Here is a 15,975-nt window from a genome sequence, read left to right as displayed (position 1 = left end):
GGAACGCGCAGTGACCCGTTGGAACATGGCTCGGCGAGGCTCGGCCACCCGGGAGGAACGGCGTCAGGTGGCCGAGCACGCGAAATGATATGTTATATCATTTCAAATTCCAAGCCGGACGGCGGGGTTTCGTCGGCTTTCTGTCGGATCGGCGAAATGGTGGCGGGAGCGGAAAACCGGCGACGGCAAGCGTCGGCCGGCATTCGCCGGGCTCGTCGACCGCATGAAACGGGTCATGCCGGCCAGCCGGCTTCGAGCAACATGCGCGACGAGACTGTGATAGATTTCCGTCGCGGCAAATTTGCCGCGAACGTTCTCAGGGCGGGGTGAAATTCCCCACCGGCGGTAATCGCGCGATTGCGCGTAGCCCGCGAGCGCTTGCCGGCGATGATTGTCACGGCAAGGTCAGCAGACCCGGTGTGATTCCGGGGCCGACGGTTAAAGTCCGGATGAGAGAGAGCGGGGTTCGTTGCGTACGCAAGGTACGCGGCTTGTCCCTGTGCGCCCATTCAACTCACACAGGATCAGCCGATGACCCAGGTTTCTCACGTTTCCCCCACTGCCGCTCCCCGTATCGCTTTTGTCCAGTCGTGCTGGCACAAGGAGATCGTCGACCAGTGCCGAATCGCGTTTGTCGATGCACTGGGCAACGCGAACATCAGCGAATCGGATTGCGATTTCTTCGAAGTGGCCGGCGCCTTCGAGATTCCGCTGCATGCCAAATTGCTCGCGAAAACCGGCAAATACGCGGCCATCGCCTGCGCCGGGCTGGTTGTCGATGGCGGCATCTATCGCCATGACTTCGTCGCGCAAACGGTGATTTCGGGCCTCATGCAGGTGCAGCTTGAAACCGAGGTGGTGGTGCTGTCGGCGGTGCTGACGCCGCATCATTTCCATGGATCGGACGAGCACGTCAAGTTCTTCCACGAACACTTCCTCGTGAAAGGTGCGGAGCTCGCGCACGCGTGCGTCGATACGATCGGCAAGGTTGCGGCGCTCAAGGTGGAATCCGCGGCCACTGCGACCAGACAGGCCGCCTGACGCTCGAGCCGCGTGATTCGACGCGCGGTACGCGTGATTCAGGGCAGGCCGCCGCGCGGCGGAAGACGTCGCGACGGCGGCCTTGCAGCCCGGTTCGGCTTATTGGGCGAAGAACACGTCCGTGCGGTTCGTCAGGTTGCCCGCGCTGGTCTGGACGAAGAACGGATGGAACGACGACGACGGGCCGACGTCGAGGCCCTGATAGTCGCCGATGAAGAAGCCTTCCGCGTTCGGCGCGAGCTTCATGTCGAACGGGCCGGCGACGCGCCGCTCGGCGACGAACGTGGTGCCGCCGTCGAGCGAGATCTTGCGCCAGAAGCCCGTCGGCAGCGTCGTCGTGTTCCCGGCCAGCAGGTCGCGGAAGTCGTAGTGGGTGACCATCACGGCGCCCGTGTTGTCGACGCGCACCGACGGATTGAAGGCCGGCCGGCCGGTCGGCGTGTTGACCTGCAGCGGCGCGCTCCAGGATGCACCGCCGTCCTTCGACGTCGACAGCGCGATCTCGTCGTAGTTGCCGCCGTTGAAGCGGCTGTCCTGCCACACGACGTAAAGCTGGCCCGACACGGGATCGATCGCGGGCTCGGGAATGATGTCGCCGGTGCGCACGGGTTCGCCGGTGTTCGGGTCGGTCACGCCGACCGTCTGCAGCCCCGCGATCACCTGCGGCTGCGTCCACGTCGCGCCGTCGTCGGTCGACTTGATGAACGCGACCTTGCCGGCGGCCTTGCTGAACGGCGGCTGGATCAGGTCGAAGAAATTGTAGAGCGTGCCGCTCTTCGGATCGACGACGATCTGGTTGCCAATCGTCTGCTGGCGCGACCGCACGTGGACGATGACCCTCGCCTTGCTCCACGTCTTGCCGCCGTCGGTCGTCTTCGAGAACAGCGTCGGCCCGCGGAACGCCTGCGTGTGCAGGTTCGCGTACGGGTTGCCGTTCGGCAGTTCGAGGCGGTCCCATACCGCGTATGCGGTGCCGGCCTTCACCGGGTTCGCCGTCACCGATTCCTTGTCGTTGAAGAACTGCGTCGTCGGTTCGTTGTTCGCAACCAGCAATGCGGGACTGCTCCACGTTTGCCCGCCGTCGGTCGATACCGAGCCGGCGACCGCGTTGCTGTTGTTCGACTGGTTGAACGTGATCGCGACCGAGTACGCAGTGCCGTCAGGCCCGATCGATACCCACGGGTCCGACGCGCGTTCGTACGACAGCCCGCCCGGCGCGCACGCGCTGAATGGCTGCGTCGTCCGCGCCCAGGTGGCGCCGCCGTCGAACGTGTAGCCCGCGACATGGCCGTGCGCGCCGCCGTTCGACCAGCGGTCCTGCTGCCACACGCCGATCATGTTTTGCGGGTTGGCCGGATTGACCGCGAGCCACGGTTCGACCTCGGCATTCACATAGACGGTGCCGGGCCCGCCGATGGTGCAGGCGGCGTATGGACTGGGGCCGGACACGAGCACGGGATCGGCGTGCGCGGCGGCACAGGCGAGTGCCATCGCGGCGGGCAGGCAGGTGAATAGCGGGTGGGACACGATAGTTCGTCGCATGGACTGCTCCTCGTTGACGTGCGGCCGCGATGGTGCGGCGGAACGAGGCCGTGCGAGCCGATGCGCGGCGGCACGGGCCGCCCGGGTCGGGGTGTCGCGGCGACGCGCAGGATGCATGCCGCCGGGACGTGTCGTTCAGGATGCCGCTTCAGCCATCGCGATCCGCGTGCGCTGGATACCGCCAGCACTTCGGTCAAGACTCCTATTCGTTTTTATTGCTTGTGACGGATGTGTCGTTGATGCCGCCCGGCCAGGAAGCCGGTTCGGACAGGCGAAGAATGCGTAGAAGTGGATTGCAATGTAGTTGATTCGGGTGCGGCGCGGCAGGCAATTTTTTGTAACAGCGGCATAGCCGGAAAGCGTTGCCGAACGAGCGCAAACGCGCGGGCAAAATTTGCCGTGGCGAGCACGGCAAATCGAAACGGAAAGATGAATTGCAATCGTTCCCGTGCGACGTGCGTTGCTCAGCGTTCCGCCGGAAACCGCTCCTGCAACGCATGCAGCCAGCGTGCGACGACATCGAGTTCCTCGTCGGAAAAGCCGTCGCACAGCTTCTCGTTCAATTCGCGCAGCAGCACGCGCGCATGCTTGAGCGCCGCCCGGCCCGCGTCGGTCACGAACAGGCGCGTCGCGCGGCCGTCGTCGGAATCGGCGTGGCGCGCGATCAGTCCGGCTTTCGCCATCCGGTCGGCAAGGCCGGTCATCGCGGAGGGCGCGAGCTGCAGCGCCGCGCCGACTTCGCCGATCAGCGCGCCGTCCTGCTTGTCGAGAAAGAACAGCACGCCGGCCTGCGCGGCGCTCGCGCGCGTATTGGTTTCCGCCTTGCGGTCGACCCAGCGCTGCACGCGCCGCTGGCCAAGGTTCAACAGGAAAAACAGTCGTCGTTGTTCGCTCAAGCTGGGTTCCCGACAGCAATGGAAAGGGACGGACGGCCCGCGTGGCGCGGCGCGTCGAGCGCCTGCGCGAGCCAGTCGGCGACGCCCGGCCACAGCACCGAGCCCGGCCGGCTGCGGAAGAAGCCCATGTGCCCGACCGGGCCGCTGCCCGCCGCGTGCGGATCGACCTGGCGGCGCTCGACCGCCGCGCCGGTCAGGTAGCTTACCAGCAGGTCGATCGCGGCGGGCGTAGCCCACGGATCGTCGTCGAAGCCCAGCGCGAGGATCGGCAGCCGCTGTTTCGCGTAGCGTTCGGCGGCGCCGAGGGCCGGATCGTCGAAGAAGTAATGCGGCAGCGTCGTCCAGCGGCTCCATTCGCGGAACACGCCGGCCGGCAGATCCTCGCCGAGCCCGAGCCGCTTGCCGGGCACGTAGCCGAGCAGCGCGGACATCAGCGGGCCGAGCACGCGCAGGATCAGGCGCACCTTCATGCGTTCGGCCGCGCTCTCGATCAGCCGTGTGGTGCCCGCGTGCGCGGCGACGAGCACGGCCGCGCGCAGGTGCACCGTGCCGGCGGACAGTCCGATCGCATGCCCGCCGACGCTGTGGCCGACCGCCAGCAGCGGCAACCCGTCGTACGCCTGCCGCGCCCATGCGGTCGCGGCGCCGACGTCGAGCTCCATCCAGTCGCGCATGCTGGCCTGCAGCCCGCTCAGGCGCGCGGGCCGCGACGCGTCGATGCCGCGATAGTTGTAGGTCAGCGCCGCGAACCCGCGCCCGGTCAGGAAACGTGCGAAACCGGCGTACAGCCGCTCCGGCACCGCCGTCGCCGGATGGATCAGCACCAGCGCGCGCGGTTCGGCGTCGGGCGTCCACAGCGTGCCGCGCAGCGGATAACCGTCGATGGCGGAGAACTCGATGGGTTGAGCGGTCATGGCCGTCCTCGTTCCGGGAGTTATTTCGTATGCGAAATATAGTCCGGAATGTATTTCGCGTGCGAAATATCTGTCGAGGGATCATTCGAAGGCTGCGCCCAAGAGCGAACGTGCACGGCACCTCTCTTCATAAAGTGGGGTGTCTGTATTTCACGGTTGATGGATGGCGGGGCGCAGCGAAAATATGTGCGCCGGCGCCGCTTCGTCGTCTTTTCCGGGGACCTCAGGCTCGACGCGGGTTACGCTGAAAAGGAGCGCCGTGTCGTTTCTCTCTCGTAACAGGCTCGAAGTCGAGCGGATTCCGAGACGGAGAACCGATGGAACCCAAGCGTGCAAAGACCCTCACCAGCTCACAGATTCGTCACTTTCTGCGTGTCACGGACGCGACGAGCCGACACCGTGAGCGCGACGTCCTCGTGCTGTCGCTGGGATTCACCTGCGGCTTGCGAGTGTCGGAAATTGCTCAAATCGAAATCGCCGACGTGCTGTTACCGTCCGGCCGTCTCCGCGAAGAAGTGAGTTTGCGAGGCGCGATCACCAAAGGCTCGAAGGTCCGTTGTGTCTATCTGAGTCATCCCAGAACCGTTGCTGCTCTCGCGCGGTACATCGAAGGGCGCTGGAAGCATGCCAAGGTGACGGCGCTTGAGCGGAGCAAGTGGCAGGGACCTATGGCAAACATTCCTCTCATCGGGGTTTTCTTCGATGCTTGATTGTTGTCCCCGTTGGGGACATAAAGGCGGAAGTGACTTTGACCGTTAACTAGACGCATGACAACGAAGGAAGATCTCGCAGCACTTTCCCAACAGGAACTGCTGCGTGTAGCGATGGATCGGCTGGGTATGACGCGGGCGGAGTTCGCCGCACGCTTGAGCATTGCCGTGCGCACGCTGGACAAGTGGCTTCTGCCAGCAGACTCCCCTGATTCGCGCACCATGCCCGATATGGGCCGGTCATACGTGCTGGAAATCCTGCAATGGCGGAACAAGCGGAAACGCGCCTGACCATCCCCAATGGGGATATAAGATGACGGATAGTGAACCTCGCCTTGAGAAGCAAATGCCGAATCAAACTGCCGCGCTGCTGAATACGATCGACGCCGATAGGGCGACACTCGACGCTGCGCGCCCGCTCCCGCAGCACACGGTTGCCTCGTTGCGCGAAAAACTGTTGCTTGAATGGACATATCACTCGAACGCGATAGAGGGCAACACGCTGACGCTGCGTGAGACGAAGGTGGTGCTTGAAGGAATCACGGTCGGCGGTAAGTCCCTTCGCGAGCACTTCGAGGCAACGAACCATCGCGATGCGATTGTCTACGTCGAGGACATCGTGTCGAAGGGGGAAGCGCTTTCGGAATGGCAGATCCGGAACATCCACAGTCTTGTTCTGAAAGGCATCGACGCTGAAGAAGCGGGCCGGTATCGCCGCGAAAACGTGGTGATCGCAGGTGCGAGTACGATCCCGCCGGACTTCATGCATCTGTCTGCCGACATGGCCGCGCTGATCGACTGGTACGCGGCGGTTGGAGACACGCATCCGGTCGAGCGGGCGGCGGAACTGCACACGCGATTCGTGAAGATCCATCCGTTCGTTGATGGAAACGGGTGGACGGGACGGCTGCTGCTCAACTTCGAGCTGATGAAGGCAGGCTATCCGCCCGCGATCATCCGTAAAGAGGATCGACTTGCCTACTACGACTCGCTCGACAAAGCCTGCGTCAGTGGCGATTACGGCGACATCACGTGCTTGGTCGCCGAATCCGTGCAGCGCTCGCTCGACACGTATCTCGACGTGCTCGGGCTGCGTCATGCACCCGCATCGGATACGGCTCCGCCGTCGCCGGGTTTTCGGACGTAATTCAGGAAATGCTGAAACAGCCTTACAGCATCGACGTCTCGGCGGGCGGCGACACCGTGTGGGTGACAGGTCACGAGGGCTCCTGTGTAGCGCGATTCAGCAAGCGCTTTGGCATTGACGTACATCAGACCGTTACTGAGCGGTTGCGGTGACGCAAGCTGACGAGCAGGCGACCGATGACGCAGCGAAGCGATGCCTCAATAGCCTCGACTTGTTCGGCCAGAAGATTTACGCCGCGTAGACGGGAAAAGCGAACATATGACGAACGAAATCTTCACGCTCGCTCCGTGCCCGAAATGTCATGGACGAACGGACATTGAGACGGTCAAAGCGGCCGGTGTTGCCTACGTTGAACATAAGACATGCGAGCATAAGGGACCGCAAGCATGGGTCAGAAATGGCGTACCTGAACGCGAGCTTCTGGCTGCCGTGATAAGGGCTTGGAACAACGTCAAGCGATAGATCGGAAAACATTGGCGTGGACCCGGTTTCCAAACAAGGCGGCCTTCAGAACGACGGCAACCCCGGCGGATTGGTCTCCGCCCGCGCGATCGCCTCGCTCTGCAAACCCCAGCGCGCGAGCGCCTGCCCGTAGCGGCCGTTGCCGATCAGCGCATTCGTCGCAAGCGTCAGCGCGGGCGCGAGGCCGCTGCCGCGACGTGTCGCGATCGCGACGTCGGCATTGTTCGGCCAACCGGCATTGACAACACCGACACTGCGGAGCTTGCCGCTGCGCGCGGCTTCGTATGCGAGCGACGCGTTCGGGTTCAGCTCCGCATCGGCGCGGCCCGACAGCAGCGCGACGCGCGCGGTCGCATCGTCGTCGAAATAGAGCAGCTCGGTCGGCTTCAGCCCCTGCGCGACGTTGCGCCGGCTCCATTCGAGCAGGATGCGCTCCTGGCTCGTGCCGGCACCGGTGATGATCCGCAGGCCCGCGATGTCCTTCGGCCCGGCGATCTTCGCGATCGGGCTGCCGGAGCGCACGTAGAAGCCGTGCAACCCGAGCCGGTAGGTCGTGAAATCGTATTTCTCCTTGCGTTTCTCGGTCACGCCGACGTTCGAGATCACCGCGTCGTACTTGCCGGACGTCAGCCCGAGCGGCCAGTCGGCCCATGCGATCGGCACCAGCGCGAGCGTGCGGCCGAGCGCGTCGGCGACGAGCTGCGCATAGTCGGGATCGGCGCCGACCACGGTGCGCGCATCGGTCGCGTAAGTCGACACGGGCGGCGCGTGCGGCGAAATCGCGACCGTGAACGCGCCATCGCGTACCCAGCGGTAGCCGGCTGCCGCACGGATCGCCGCGTCGTCGCGCTCCGCGCGAAGGCGGCGGGCCTGGCGCGGGTCGAGGTCGGCAGCGGCGGCCGCCGCGTGTGAGACGCGCGACCACACGCTGCCGGATGCCGCGACCAGCGCGGCGGTCATGAATTGACGTCGATCGATCATCGTGCGGCGCCTCGCAGGTCGGGAGCGGCGCGCATCACAGCACCCGCGACAGGAACGCGCGCGTGCGCGGATGCGACGGCGCGTCGAGCACGGCGGCCGGCGGCCCGGCCTCGACGATGCGCCCGCGCTCCATGAACAGCACGTTGTCCGCGACTTCGCGTGCGAAGCCGATCTCGTGCGTGACGATCACGAGCGTCGTGCCCGAGCGTGCGAGTTCCTTGATCACGTCGAGCACCTCGTTGACGAGTTCCGGGTCGAGCGCGGACGTCGGTTCATCGAACAGCAGCACCTTCGGACGCAATGCAAGCGCCCGCGCGATCGCGACGCGCTGCTGCTGGCCGCCGGACAACTGGCGTGGGTACGCATCGGCTTTATCCGCCAGGCCGACGCGCGCGAGCAGCGTGCGGGCGGTGCGCTCGGCGGCGTCGCGCGTGACGCCGGCGACGGAGACCGGCGCCTCGATCAGGTTGTCGAGCACCGTCAGGTGCGGGAACAGATTGAAGTTCTGGAACACCATCCCGACGGCCGTGCGCCGCGTCAGCACGTCGCGCTCCTTCAGTTCGTACAGCACGTCGCCGTCGCGCCGGTAGCCGATCAGTTCGCCGTCGATGTCGATGAAGCCGTCGTCGACGCGTTCCAGATGGTTGATCGTGCGCAGCAGCGTCGATTTGCCCGAGCCCGACGGCCCGACGATCGCGGTCACGCTGCCGCGCGGCGCGACGAACGATACGTTGTCGAGCACGCGCTGCATGCCGAACTGCTTCGATACGCCATGCACGGCCACTTCGCCGCCGGCGCGCGGCACGGCGGCGGCAACGGTTTCTCTATCGCCTTCGGCCTGCACGATCGACGCCGAATTGCGCGACGTCGCGCGCCGCCACAGCACGCCGATGCGCGCGAGCGCGAACGTGAGCACGGACGGCGGCGGATTGCGCAGCGCGCCGCGTGCATAGTGCCGCTCGACCTGCACCTGGATCGCGGACAGCACGGTCAGGATGATCAGGTACCAGACGGTCGCGACCATCAGCAGCGGAATCACTTCGAGATTGCGGCGATAGATCACCTGCACCGTGTAGAACAGTTCCGGCATCGCAAGCACGTACACCATCGACGTGCCTTTCGCGAGCATGATCAGGTCGTTGAACGCGGTCGGCAGGATCGCGCGCATCGCCTGCGGCAGCACGATCCGCGCGGTCTGGCGGCCGCGCGGCAGCCCGAGCGCGGCGGCCGCTTCGAGCTGGCCCTGGTCGACCGCGAGAATGCCGCCGCGGATCACCTCCGCGGAAAACGCCGCGTGGTTCAGCGTGAGGCCGAGCACGGCCGCGAGGAACGGGCTGATCAGGTCGGTCGTCGGCGCTTCGAACCACACGATGTCGGTGAACGGCACGCCGAGCCGCACGTGCTCGTACAGGTAGCCGAGGTTGTTCAGGATCAGCAGCAGCACGATCAGCGGAATCGAGCGGAACAGCCACACGAAGGTCCACGCGCTGGCTGACAGCAGGCGCGAACGCGACAGCCGTGCCAAGGCGACGAACGCGCCGAGCACGAAACCGAACACCGCGCCGAGCAGCGTCAGCACCAGCGTGCGCGCGAGCCCCGACAGCACCGGCGGCGACAGGAACCATTCGGCGAACACCGGCCAGCCCCATTGCGGGTTGCCGAGGATCGAATGCAGCGCGATCGCGATCAGCACGACGGCGAGCACGGTGCCGGCCGTGCGCGCCCGGTGGCGTGCGGGCACGATCCGGAAACGCGTGCCGGGCTCGCGCGCGCCGGGGGAAGAGAGCGGCGGCAGCGCGCCGCCGAGGTGGGTCGTGTCGCTCATGTCGTTGGAAGTCCTCGAATCGGTCGGGAACGCCGCGCACGGGTGGCGCGGTGCGTCGGCCCGTGGGGTGTGTCAGGCGTGCGCTTCGGCCGCCGTTTCCGGTGCCGTGCCGGGCGCCGCGTGGCGGCTTGCCTTGCGCGGCAGGCCGAGGTGGTCACGCAGCGTCGTGCCGGGCAGGTCGCGGCTGTAGCGGCCGCGCGCCTCGAGCACCGGAATCACGAGTTCGACGAAATCGTCGACGCCTTGCGCCTGCACCGGAAAGCCGAGGATGAAGCCGTCGCCGGCGCCCGCGTCGTGCCAGCGGATCAGTTCGTCGGCGACATGCTCGGCCGTGCCGATGAAGTTCGGGCGCGGCGTCGCGACCGCGAGCGCCGTTTCGCGCAGCGACAGGCCCTTCTGCTTCGCGTCGGCCTTGATGCGGTCGGTGGTCGAGCGGAAGCTGTTGCGGCCAAGCTCGCCGAGTTCCGGGAACGGCTGATCCAGCGCGTATTGCGTGAAATCGTGGTGATCGAAATAGCGGCCGAGATACGCGAGTGCCTCGTCGATCGTCAGCAGGTCGCGGATCGCCTGGTATTTGTCTTCGGCCTCGGCGTCCGTGCGGCCGACGATCGGCCCGACGCCGGGGAAGATCTTTACGTCGTCGGCGCGGCGCCCGTGCTTGATCGCGCTCTGCTTCACGCGCCGCGTGAACGCGGCCGTTTCGTCGAGCGACGGCGAATGCGTGAACACCGCGTCCGCGTATTTCCCGGCGAGCCCGATGCCGGTGTCGGACGAGCCGGCCTGGAAGATCACCGGCTGCCCTTGAGGCGAGCGCTGGATGTTGAGCGGGCCCGCGACCTGGAAGAATCGGCCGTGATGATCGAGCGTATGGAGCTTGTCGCGATCGAAGAAGCGGCCGGTCGCGCGGTCGCGCACGAACGCGTCGTCGTCCCAGCTATCCCACAGGCCCTGCACGACGTCGAGGTATTCGTCGGCGATCTCGTAGCGCAGTTCGTGATCGGGATGCGCCTTGCCGAAATTCTTCGCGGTGCCTTCGAGCGGCGTCGTCACGACGTTCCAGCCGGCGCGCCCGCCGCTGATCGCGTCGAGCGACGCGAGCTGGCGCGCGACCGTGAACGGCTCGCTGTACGACGTCGATATGGTGCCCGCGAGCCCGATCTTCTTCGTCGCGACCGCGAGCGCCGACAGCACGGTCAGCGGCTCGAAGCGGTTCAGGAAGTGCGGGATCGACTTCTCGTTGATGTAGAGGCCGTCCGCGACGAACGCGAACGCGATGCCGGCGGCTTCCGCCTTGCGCGCGATGCCGATCGCGAAGTCGAGGTTGATGCTTGCGTCCGGCGGGTTGCTCGGGTGCCGCCATGCGTTCATGTGGCTGCCTGCGCCTTGCAGCATCAGGCCGAAGGGGATCGATCGTCGGGTCGTCATGGGAGCGTCACGCGTTCTGGTCAGGGGAGAGGGAGCGGTCGGCCGCGAGGGCCGCATGCAGCGGCGTGGCCGACAGCGCGCCGCCGAGCCATTCGACCGACGCGAGCCGCGCCGCGTAGTCGGTCACCGGCGAATCGATCACGAATGCATCGACGTCGAGCCGCCGGCTCAGCGCATCGAGCGCGCGGTGCACGCGCTCGGGCGTATCGGCCAGCACGGTCGGACGCAGCTCGTCGATCCGGTAATCGGACGCGCCGCTTTGCCGTGCGAATTCGGCGGCCGCTTGCGCGCTCGCGAGGTTGAAGCTCTGGCCGCCCGCGAATTGCAGCTTGAAGATCTTCAGCGGCCCGATCAGTTGTTCGGCCTCGTCGCGCGTCGGCGCGGCCACCGCGTACAGCGCGACGAGCGGCCGCGTGCCGCCCGCGCTGCGGTACGCGTCGAGCGAGCGCTCGAGATTCGCGTCGTCGCCGTTGAAATGCCCCGCGTAGCAGAAGCGCCAGCCGTGGCGCGCGGCGAGCGCGCCGCTGTCCGGCGAGCCGCCGAGCAGGATGCGTTCGGGCGGCTGCGGCGGCACCGGCATCGCGACCGCGCCGGCGAGCGGATGATCTTCGGCGACACCCCAGCCGATAAACGCGTCGAGCTCCGCGAGCTGGCCTGCGAAGTCGGGCTTGCGCGCCTTGTCGTGGAACCACTGCAGCGCGCGCGTGGTCAGCGGCAGCCCGCCGGGCGCCTTGCCGATGCCGAGATCGACGCGGCCCGGCGCGAGTGCGGCCAGCAGCTTGAACGATTCGGCGACCTTGAACGGGCTGTAGTGCTGCAGCATCACGCCGCCCGAGCCGACGCGGATGCGCGACGTGTGCGCGAGCAGGTGCGCGACGACGATCTCCGGCGCCGAACTTGCGAAGCCCGGCGTGCCGTGATGCTCGGCGACCCAGAAGCGCTCGTAGCCGAGCTGTTCGGCGCGTTGCGCGAGCGTCGTGGTGAAGCGCAGTGCGTCGGCGGCGTTCGCGCCGTCGGCGATCGGACTCTTGTCCAGCAACGAAAGCGAATAAGACATGGTGGGCGGCGTTCCTGCGTGAGACGTGGATGGACGGGGGCGGGCGCGGTGCTCAGCTTTTCGGCAACCCCGGCGGATTCGTGCGCGACTGGTCGATCGCTTCGGATGCGAGGTTCCAGCGGTCGAGCACCTGCTGGTAACGGCCGGTCTTGATCAGCCCGTTCAGCGCGACGGTCAGCGGCTCGGCGAGCCCGCTGCCGCGGCGCGTCGCGATCGCGATGTCGGCGGTACGCGGCCAGCCGCCGCTGATCGCGCCGACGAGCCGCGTCTTGCCTTGCTGCGCGCTTTGATACGCGAGCACCGAGTTCACGCTGAACACGGCATCGGCGCGGCCCGACTGCACGGCGACGATACGCATCGCCTGGTCGTCGTAGTACTGGATCTGCACGGGCTTCAGCCCGTGCGCGACGTTCTCGCGGTCCCACGCGAGCAGGATCTTTTCCTGGTTGGTGCCGGCGTCGGTCACCACGCGCAGCCCCGCGACGTCCTTCGGCTCGCGGATCGCCTGGATCTTGCTGTCGTTGCGCACGTAGAAGCCGACCAGATCGTGGCGGTACGACGAGAAATCGAACTTCTGCTTGCGCTCCTCGGTGACGGTCACGTTCGAGATCACCGCGTCGACTTTCCCCGATTCGAGCGCGAGCGGCCAGTCAGCCCACGCGAGTGCGACGATCTTCAGCTTGCGGCCGAGGCTGTCGGACACGAGCTGGCCGACGTCGGCGTCGAAGCCGATCACCGTGCGCGCGTCGGTCGCATACGAGCTGATCGGCGGCAGGCTCGGCGCGATGCCGATCGTCAGCGTGCCGGGCTCGGCGAACTTGAACGACGCGGGCACCGCGCGTTCGACGGCCGCATCGGCAGTGCCGCGCGGGCGGCCGCGCTGCTCGGGGCTCAGGTCGAATGTCGCGGCGGCCGCGGCGAATGCGGTCAGGCCGATCAGCGCGGCGGCCAGCGTGCGGACGGCACGGGAAGAAAGCGGTACGGCTCGTTGCATGAAGACGTCCTGTCGTGGAAAGTGGAATCGGGCGAAAGCGGGGCAGCCGCGCGCTCAGCGCGGCAAGACGGGTTCGGGCACGGGCGCCCACAGGTCGGCGAGCGTCGACGTGCGCGACGGATCGGCGAGATCCTTGCCGAACGGCAGGTGGAAATACGCTTCGGGGGCGATCGACGAATCGAACAGCCGCGTATAGCCGGTGCGGTCGTACAGCGCCCACGCTTCGGGCTGGCGAAAGCCGGTGGTCAGGTACACGCGCCGGTAGCCGTGCTGCGCGGCGCGCAGTTCGAGCGCGTCGACGATGAGCCGTGCAAGGCCCTGGCGGCGCAGGTCCGTGCGGGTCCAGATGCGTTTGAGTTCGGCGGTCTGCGCGTCGTAGCGCTTGAACGCGCCGCCGCCGATCGTTTCGCCGTCGCGCAGCAGCAGCACGAACGCGCCTTCGGGCGGCGCGAACAGTTCGGCCGGGTAGCGCGCGAGTTCGTCGCGCGCGGACGCGCGGCTGTCGGGGCGGTACGCGTTGTAACGGGTCGAATACTCGTCGATCAGCGCGTCGATCAGCGGCTGCGCGCGGACGTCGAGCGGCGTCGTGTCGATGAGGCGGTCGGTCGTGGCCATGGGCATCGCGAAGGGCGCGCGATGCGGACGTTCCTGTCGGGGCTCGGGCACGCGGCCCGTCCGGTCTGTTCCGTTATCGCGACGCGGTTGTCGTGATGACGGCGGCCGGTGCGCATCCTGCGATGCATGTGGCGGGCCGCCGCCGTTTTGAACACGTTAGCGGCGCGGCCGGCAAAGGCGAACGAAGCAATTTCGATAAGGATTTCGCGGCAGGCGTCAGAAGGCTTGCAGCGGGAGTGGGGTGGGAGAAGGGGAAGGAGAGCGCATGCGTCGAAGGTGGTGTTTCACGCATGCGCAATCCTGAACGGCGCACGTCTATGCGGCTCGCACTTCGGCGAGCAGATCCGGATGGCGATCCAGGATCCTGAACAGCTTCACAAGGGCAAGCGGCGGGTTCGTCTTGCCGGTTTCGTAACGTGAGAACGCATTGACACCGCCACCGAATATTTCGGCCGCCTCGCGCTGATCCAGCCGCAGCTTCTTGCGGACCTTCGAAATGAACTTCGGGTCGACGATGGTCGAATTCACCTGTTTGTTGAACTCGGTTATCGCGTCGCCGAGACGGGTCGCCTCGTCGAGATCAAGGACCGACTCTCCGCAGGCCGGGCAGAAATCACCGGTGATATCGCGGACGACGGTCGATCGACCCTTGTACGTATAGGGAATGTCTCGCGTATCGCGGACCAGTTTGGCGGCACCGCAGGCAGGGCACTTCATTTTCACCGCTCCTTGAAAGACACGATCAGCACGTCGTCGATCACCGTCAGTTTCAGGTACACGTCGCCACGGACGGTACGACGTTGATAGACGTCTTGCCAGATCGTATGGTCGGCATACGTCGTCATGCTCTTGTAGAAATCGACCGCTGTCAGCGACATGACGACACCGACAGCCTCCTGTTCCGTAAAACCGAGTTGCCGGGCGCCGAATACCGCACTCGCGGTCAAACGCACGTTGCCGTTCTCGATGAGCGTTCGGACCCGAGACAGCTTGCAATGAGGCGTGTGTTTTTCCATCTGCGATCATAACCAAAAGGGTTGATTTGTCAAGTTGGTTAATGACGCACGTGTGCCGTCCGTCATGAATGACAGACTGCACGGAAAGGGGGTGAATCCGGAACTGGCCTATCGGCCAACGCTCGGCGCCGCCGACAACTCCGCCAGCTGAAACAGGCAATCGCCGCGACGCACCTGCGCGGGCACGCGCTTGCACACCACTTCGCCGTCGCCCTTGAACCGATGCAGCATCGGCTCGCGCAGCGGCGTATCGGGGAAATGCACCCACGCGGCCGGCTGTCCGGCCTTCACCTGGTCGCCGAGTTCGACGAGCGGTTCGTACAACCCGCGCTCGTACGCATAGACGAAGTGGCGGTCGCCATCGACGCGCATGAAGCGCGTGACGGTCGGCGGCGCGTCGGGCACGAGCGCGCCGCGCAGCAGGCCGATAAAACCGAGGTAGTGCAGCAGCCCGTGGCGGCCCATCCGGATCAGCGACGGATCGGCCATGCCCGCGCCGCCGAGTTCGGTCACGATCGAGATCGCGCCTTGCCGGCGTGCGGCCGACGCCGAATGCACGGGGTTCGGCGCGTGCAGCAGCGCATTCTGCAACCCGAACGCGACCAGCAGCCCGTTGAGCTTCGCGGCTTCGTCCGCGTCGAGCGGATCGATCGCGAGCATGTTGCCGCCGTGATACAGCAGCGAACTGCCGCCCGAATGCAGGTCGACCAGGTACTGCGCACGCGACAGCAGCGCATGCTCGATGTAGTGGGCAATCATCTGCGTCGGCGTGCCGGCCGGATCGCCGGGAAAGCTGCGGTTCAGGTTGCCCTCGTCGAGCGGCGACACGCGCAGGCCCGCGTCTGCCGCGGGGAAATTCGCCATCGGCAGCAGGATCAACTGCCCGCTGACCATCTCGGGTTCGATCTCGCGCATCAGCTGCGACACGATGATCTGGCCTTCGTATTCGTCGCCGTGGTTGCCGGCCATCACGAGCGCGACCGGGCCTTCGCCGTTGCGGATCGACGCGATCGGGATCGGCAGCCAGCCGTATGCCGAGCGGTGCACGGAATGCGGTAGCCGCAGATAGCCCGCGTGCTTGCCTTGCGCGTCGAGATCGATTTCGCAGTGAATGGGATTTCGGTGTGAGGAGGAGGCGGTCATGGCGGCATCGTTCGATGAACGGAATCTGCCATCTTATCGGGAAACGACCGCCGCGCGACGCGCGGCGCGCGCCACGCCGAACGCCGTCGACCGGCATGCGCGTGAATGCGCATGTGCGAGCCGGCCTATCGATTCGCCGATTCGCGAGACCGCGCGCGATGTTGCATCAGTGAACGCATGCCGGCGCGCGGGCCGGCCGCATTCGTG

The 15,975-nt window shown here is 66.2% G+C and carries 16 protein-coding genes and 1 riboswitch; of the genes, 4 read left to right on the top strand and 12 right to left on the bottom strand.

All coding sequences use genetic code 11. The annotated features are described in order from the left end of the window. Window positions 1-308: 308 nt before the first annotated feature. A riboswitch (FMN riboswitch) is annotated at window positions 309-465 on the top strand. Window positions 466-531: 66 nt separating this feature from the next. Further along, window positions 532-1,041, top strand: coding sequence for a 6,7-dimethyl-8-ribityllumazine synthase (locus LXM88_RS23470; RefSeq protein ID WP_262544751.1), 510 nt, complete (start codon window positions 532-534; stop codon window positions 1,039-1,041). A 99-nt stretch (window positions 1,042-1,140) separates the two neighbouring features. Here the strand turns inward: LXM88_RS23470 and LXM88_RS23465 are convergent, their stop codons facing one another. From LXM88_RS23465 to LXM88_RS23455, 3 genes are all read right to left on the bottom strand, one after another. Continuing rightward, the gene (locus LXM88_RS23465; protein WP_262544749.1) at window positions 1,141-2,583 is read right to left on the bottom strand and encodes a sialidase family protein; all 1,443 of its coding nucleotides are present in this window, start codon (window positions 2,581-2,583) and stop codon (window positions 1,141-1,143) included. Between the two features lie 464 nt (window positions 2,584-3,047). Beyond that, entirely contained in the window at window positions 3,048-3,479 is a 432-nt protein-coding gene (locus LXM88_RS23460) for a MarR family winged helix-turn-helix transcriptional regulator (RefSeq protein WP_262544748.1), read from the bottom strand. Next, complete coding sequence (locus LXM88_RS23455) at window positions 3,476-4,393, bottom strand: alpha/beta hydrolase family protein (protein ID WP_262544745.1); 918 nt, start codon at window positions 4,391-4,393, stop codon at window positions 3,476-3,478. Before LXM88_RS23455 ends, LXM88_RS23460 begins: the two co-directional genes overlap by 4 nt. A 317-nt stretch (window positions 4,394-4,710) precedes the next feature. Between LXM88_RS23455 and LXM88_RS23450 the strand changes: the two genes are divergently transcribed. Genes LXM88_RS23450 through LXM88_RS23440 form a run of 3 tightly spaced genes read left to right on the top strand, consistent with a single transcriptional unit; the run spans window position 4,711 to window position 6,250 of the window. After that, window positions 4,711-5,103: a site-specific integrase gene (locus LXM88_RS23450; RefSeq protein ID WP_262544743.1), complete on the top strand. Its 393-nt coding sequence runs from the start codon at window positions 4,711-4,713 to the stop codon at window positions 5,101-5,103. A gap of 57 nt (window positions 5,104-5,160) precedes the next feature. After that, on the top strand, window positions 5,161-5,394 hold the full coding sequence (locus LXM88_RS23445; RefSeq protein ID WP_262544741.1) for a transcriptional regulator: 234 nt from the start codon (window positions 5,161-5,163) through the stop codon (window positions 5,392-5,394). Window positions 5,395-5,449: 55 nt separating this feature from the next. After that, complete coding sequence (locus tag LXM88_RS23440) at window positions 5,450-6,250, top strand: Fic family protein (RefSeq protein ID WP_262544739.1); 801 nt, start codon at window positions 5,450-5,452, stop codon at window positions 6,248-6,250. 507 nt (window positions 6,251-6,757) lie between these two features. On the opposite strand, the gene LXM88_RS23435 is transcribed toward LXM88_RS23440, so the two are convergent. The 9 genes from LXM88_RS23435 to LXM88_RS23390 all read right to left on the bottom strand — a co-directional run bounded on the left by LXM88_RS23435 (window position 6,758) and on the right by LXM88_RS23390 (window position 15,768). Continuing rightward, window positions 6,758-7,693 (bottom strand): ABC transporter substrate-binding protein, encoded by a 936-nt coding sequence (locus LXM88_RS23435; RefSeq protein WP_262544737.1) that lies wholly within the window; start codon window positions 7,691-7,693, stop codon window positions 6,758-6,760. Between the two features lie 34 nt (window positions 7,694-7,727). Then, window positions 7,728-9,518, bottom strand: coding sequence for an amino acid ABC transporter permease/ATP-binding protein (locus LXM88_RS37115; protein WP_318654709.1), 1,791 nt, complete (start codon window positions 9,516-9,518; stop codon window positions 7,728-7,730). 72 nt (window positions 9,519-9,590) lie between these two features. Continuing rightward, window positions 9,591-10,943 (bottom strand): LLM class flavin-dependent oxidoreductase, encoded by a 1,353-nt coding sequence (locus tag LXM88_RS23420; protein ID WP_262544736.1) that lies wholly within the window; start codon window positions 10,941-10,943, stop codon window positions 9,591-9,593. Window positions 10,944-10,950: 7 nt separating this feature from the next. Next, on the bottom strand, window positions 10,951-12,000 hold the full coding sequence (locus tag LXM88_RS23415) for an LLM class flavin-dependent oxidoreductase (protein WP_262544734.1): 1,050 nt from the start codon (window positions 11,998-12,000) through the stop codon (window positions 10,951-10,953). 52 nt (window positions 12,001-12,052) lie between these two features. Next, window positions 12,053-12,994, bottom strand: coding sequence for an ABC transporter substrate-binding protein (locus LXM88_RS23410; RefSeq protein ID WP_262544732.1), 942 nt, complete (start codon window positions 12,992-12,994; stop codon window positions 12,053-12,055). Between the two features lie 54 nt (window positions 12,995-13,048). Then, the gene (locus LXM88_RS23405; protein WP_262544730.1) at window positions 13,049-13,609 is read right to left on the bottom strand and encodes a GNAT family N-acetyltransferase; all 561 of its coding nucleotides are present in this window, start codon (window positions 13,607-13,609) and stop codon (window positions 13,049-13,051) included. 315 nt (window positions 13,610-13,924) lie between these two features. Continuing rightward, a complete protein-coding gene (locus LXM88_RS23400) occupies window positions 13,925-14,326 on the bottom strand; it encodes a type II toxin-antitoxin system MqsA family antitoxin (RefSeq protein WP_262544727.1) in 402 nt (133 codons plus the stop codon). Between the two features lie 2 nt (window positions 14,327-14,328). Then, window positions 14,329-14,625 (bottom strand): type II toxin-antitoxin system MqsR family toxin, encoded by a 297-nt coding sequence (locus LXM88_RS23395; RefSeq protein ID WP_262544725.1) that lies wholly within the window; start codon window positions 14,623-14,625, stop codon window positions 14,329-14,331. A gap of 108 nt (window positions 14,626-14,733) precedes the next feature. Then, complete coding sequence (locus LXM88_RS23390) at window positions 14,734-15,768, bottom strand: succinylglutamate desuccinylase/aspartoacylase family protein (protein ID WP_262544723.1); 1,035 nt, start codon at window positions 15,766-15,768, stop codon at window positions 14,734-14,736. Window positions 15,769-15,975 lie beyond the last annotated feature (207 nt).

Origin of the sequence: Burkholderia sp. S-53 (assembly GCF_025560745.1) — a bacterium.
GTDB lineage: Bacteria > Pseudomonadota > Gammaproteobacteria > Burkholderiales > Burkholderiaceae > Burkholderia > Burkholderia pyrrocinia.
This window is presented reverse-complemented; position numbering and strand designations above follow the sequence as displayed.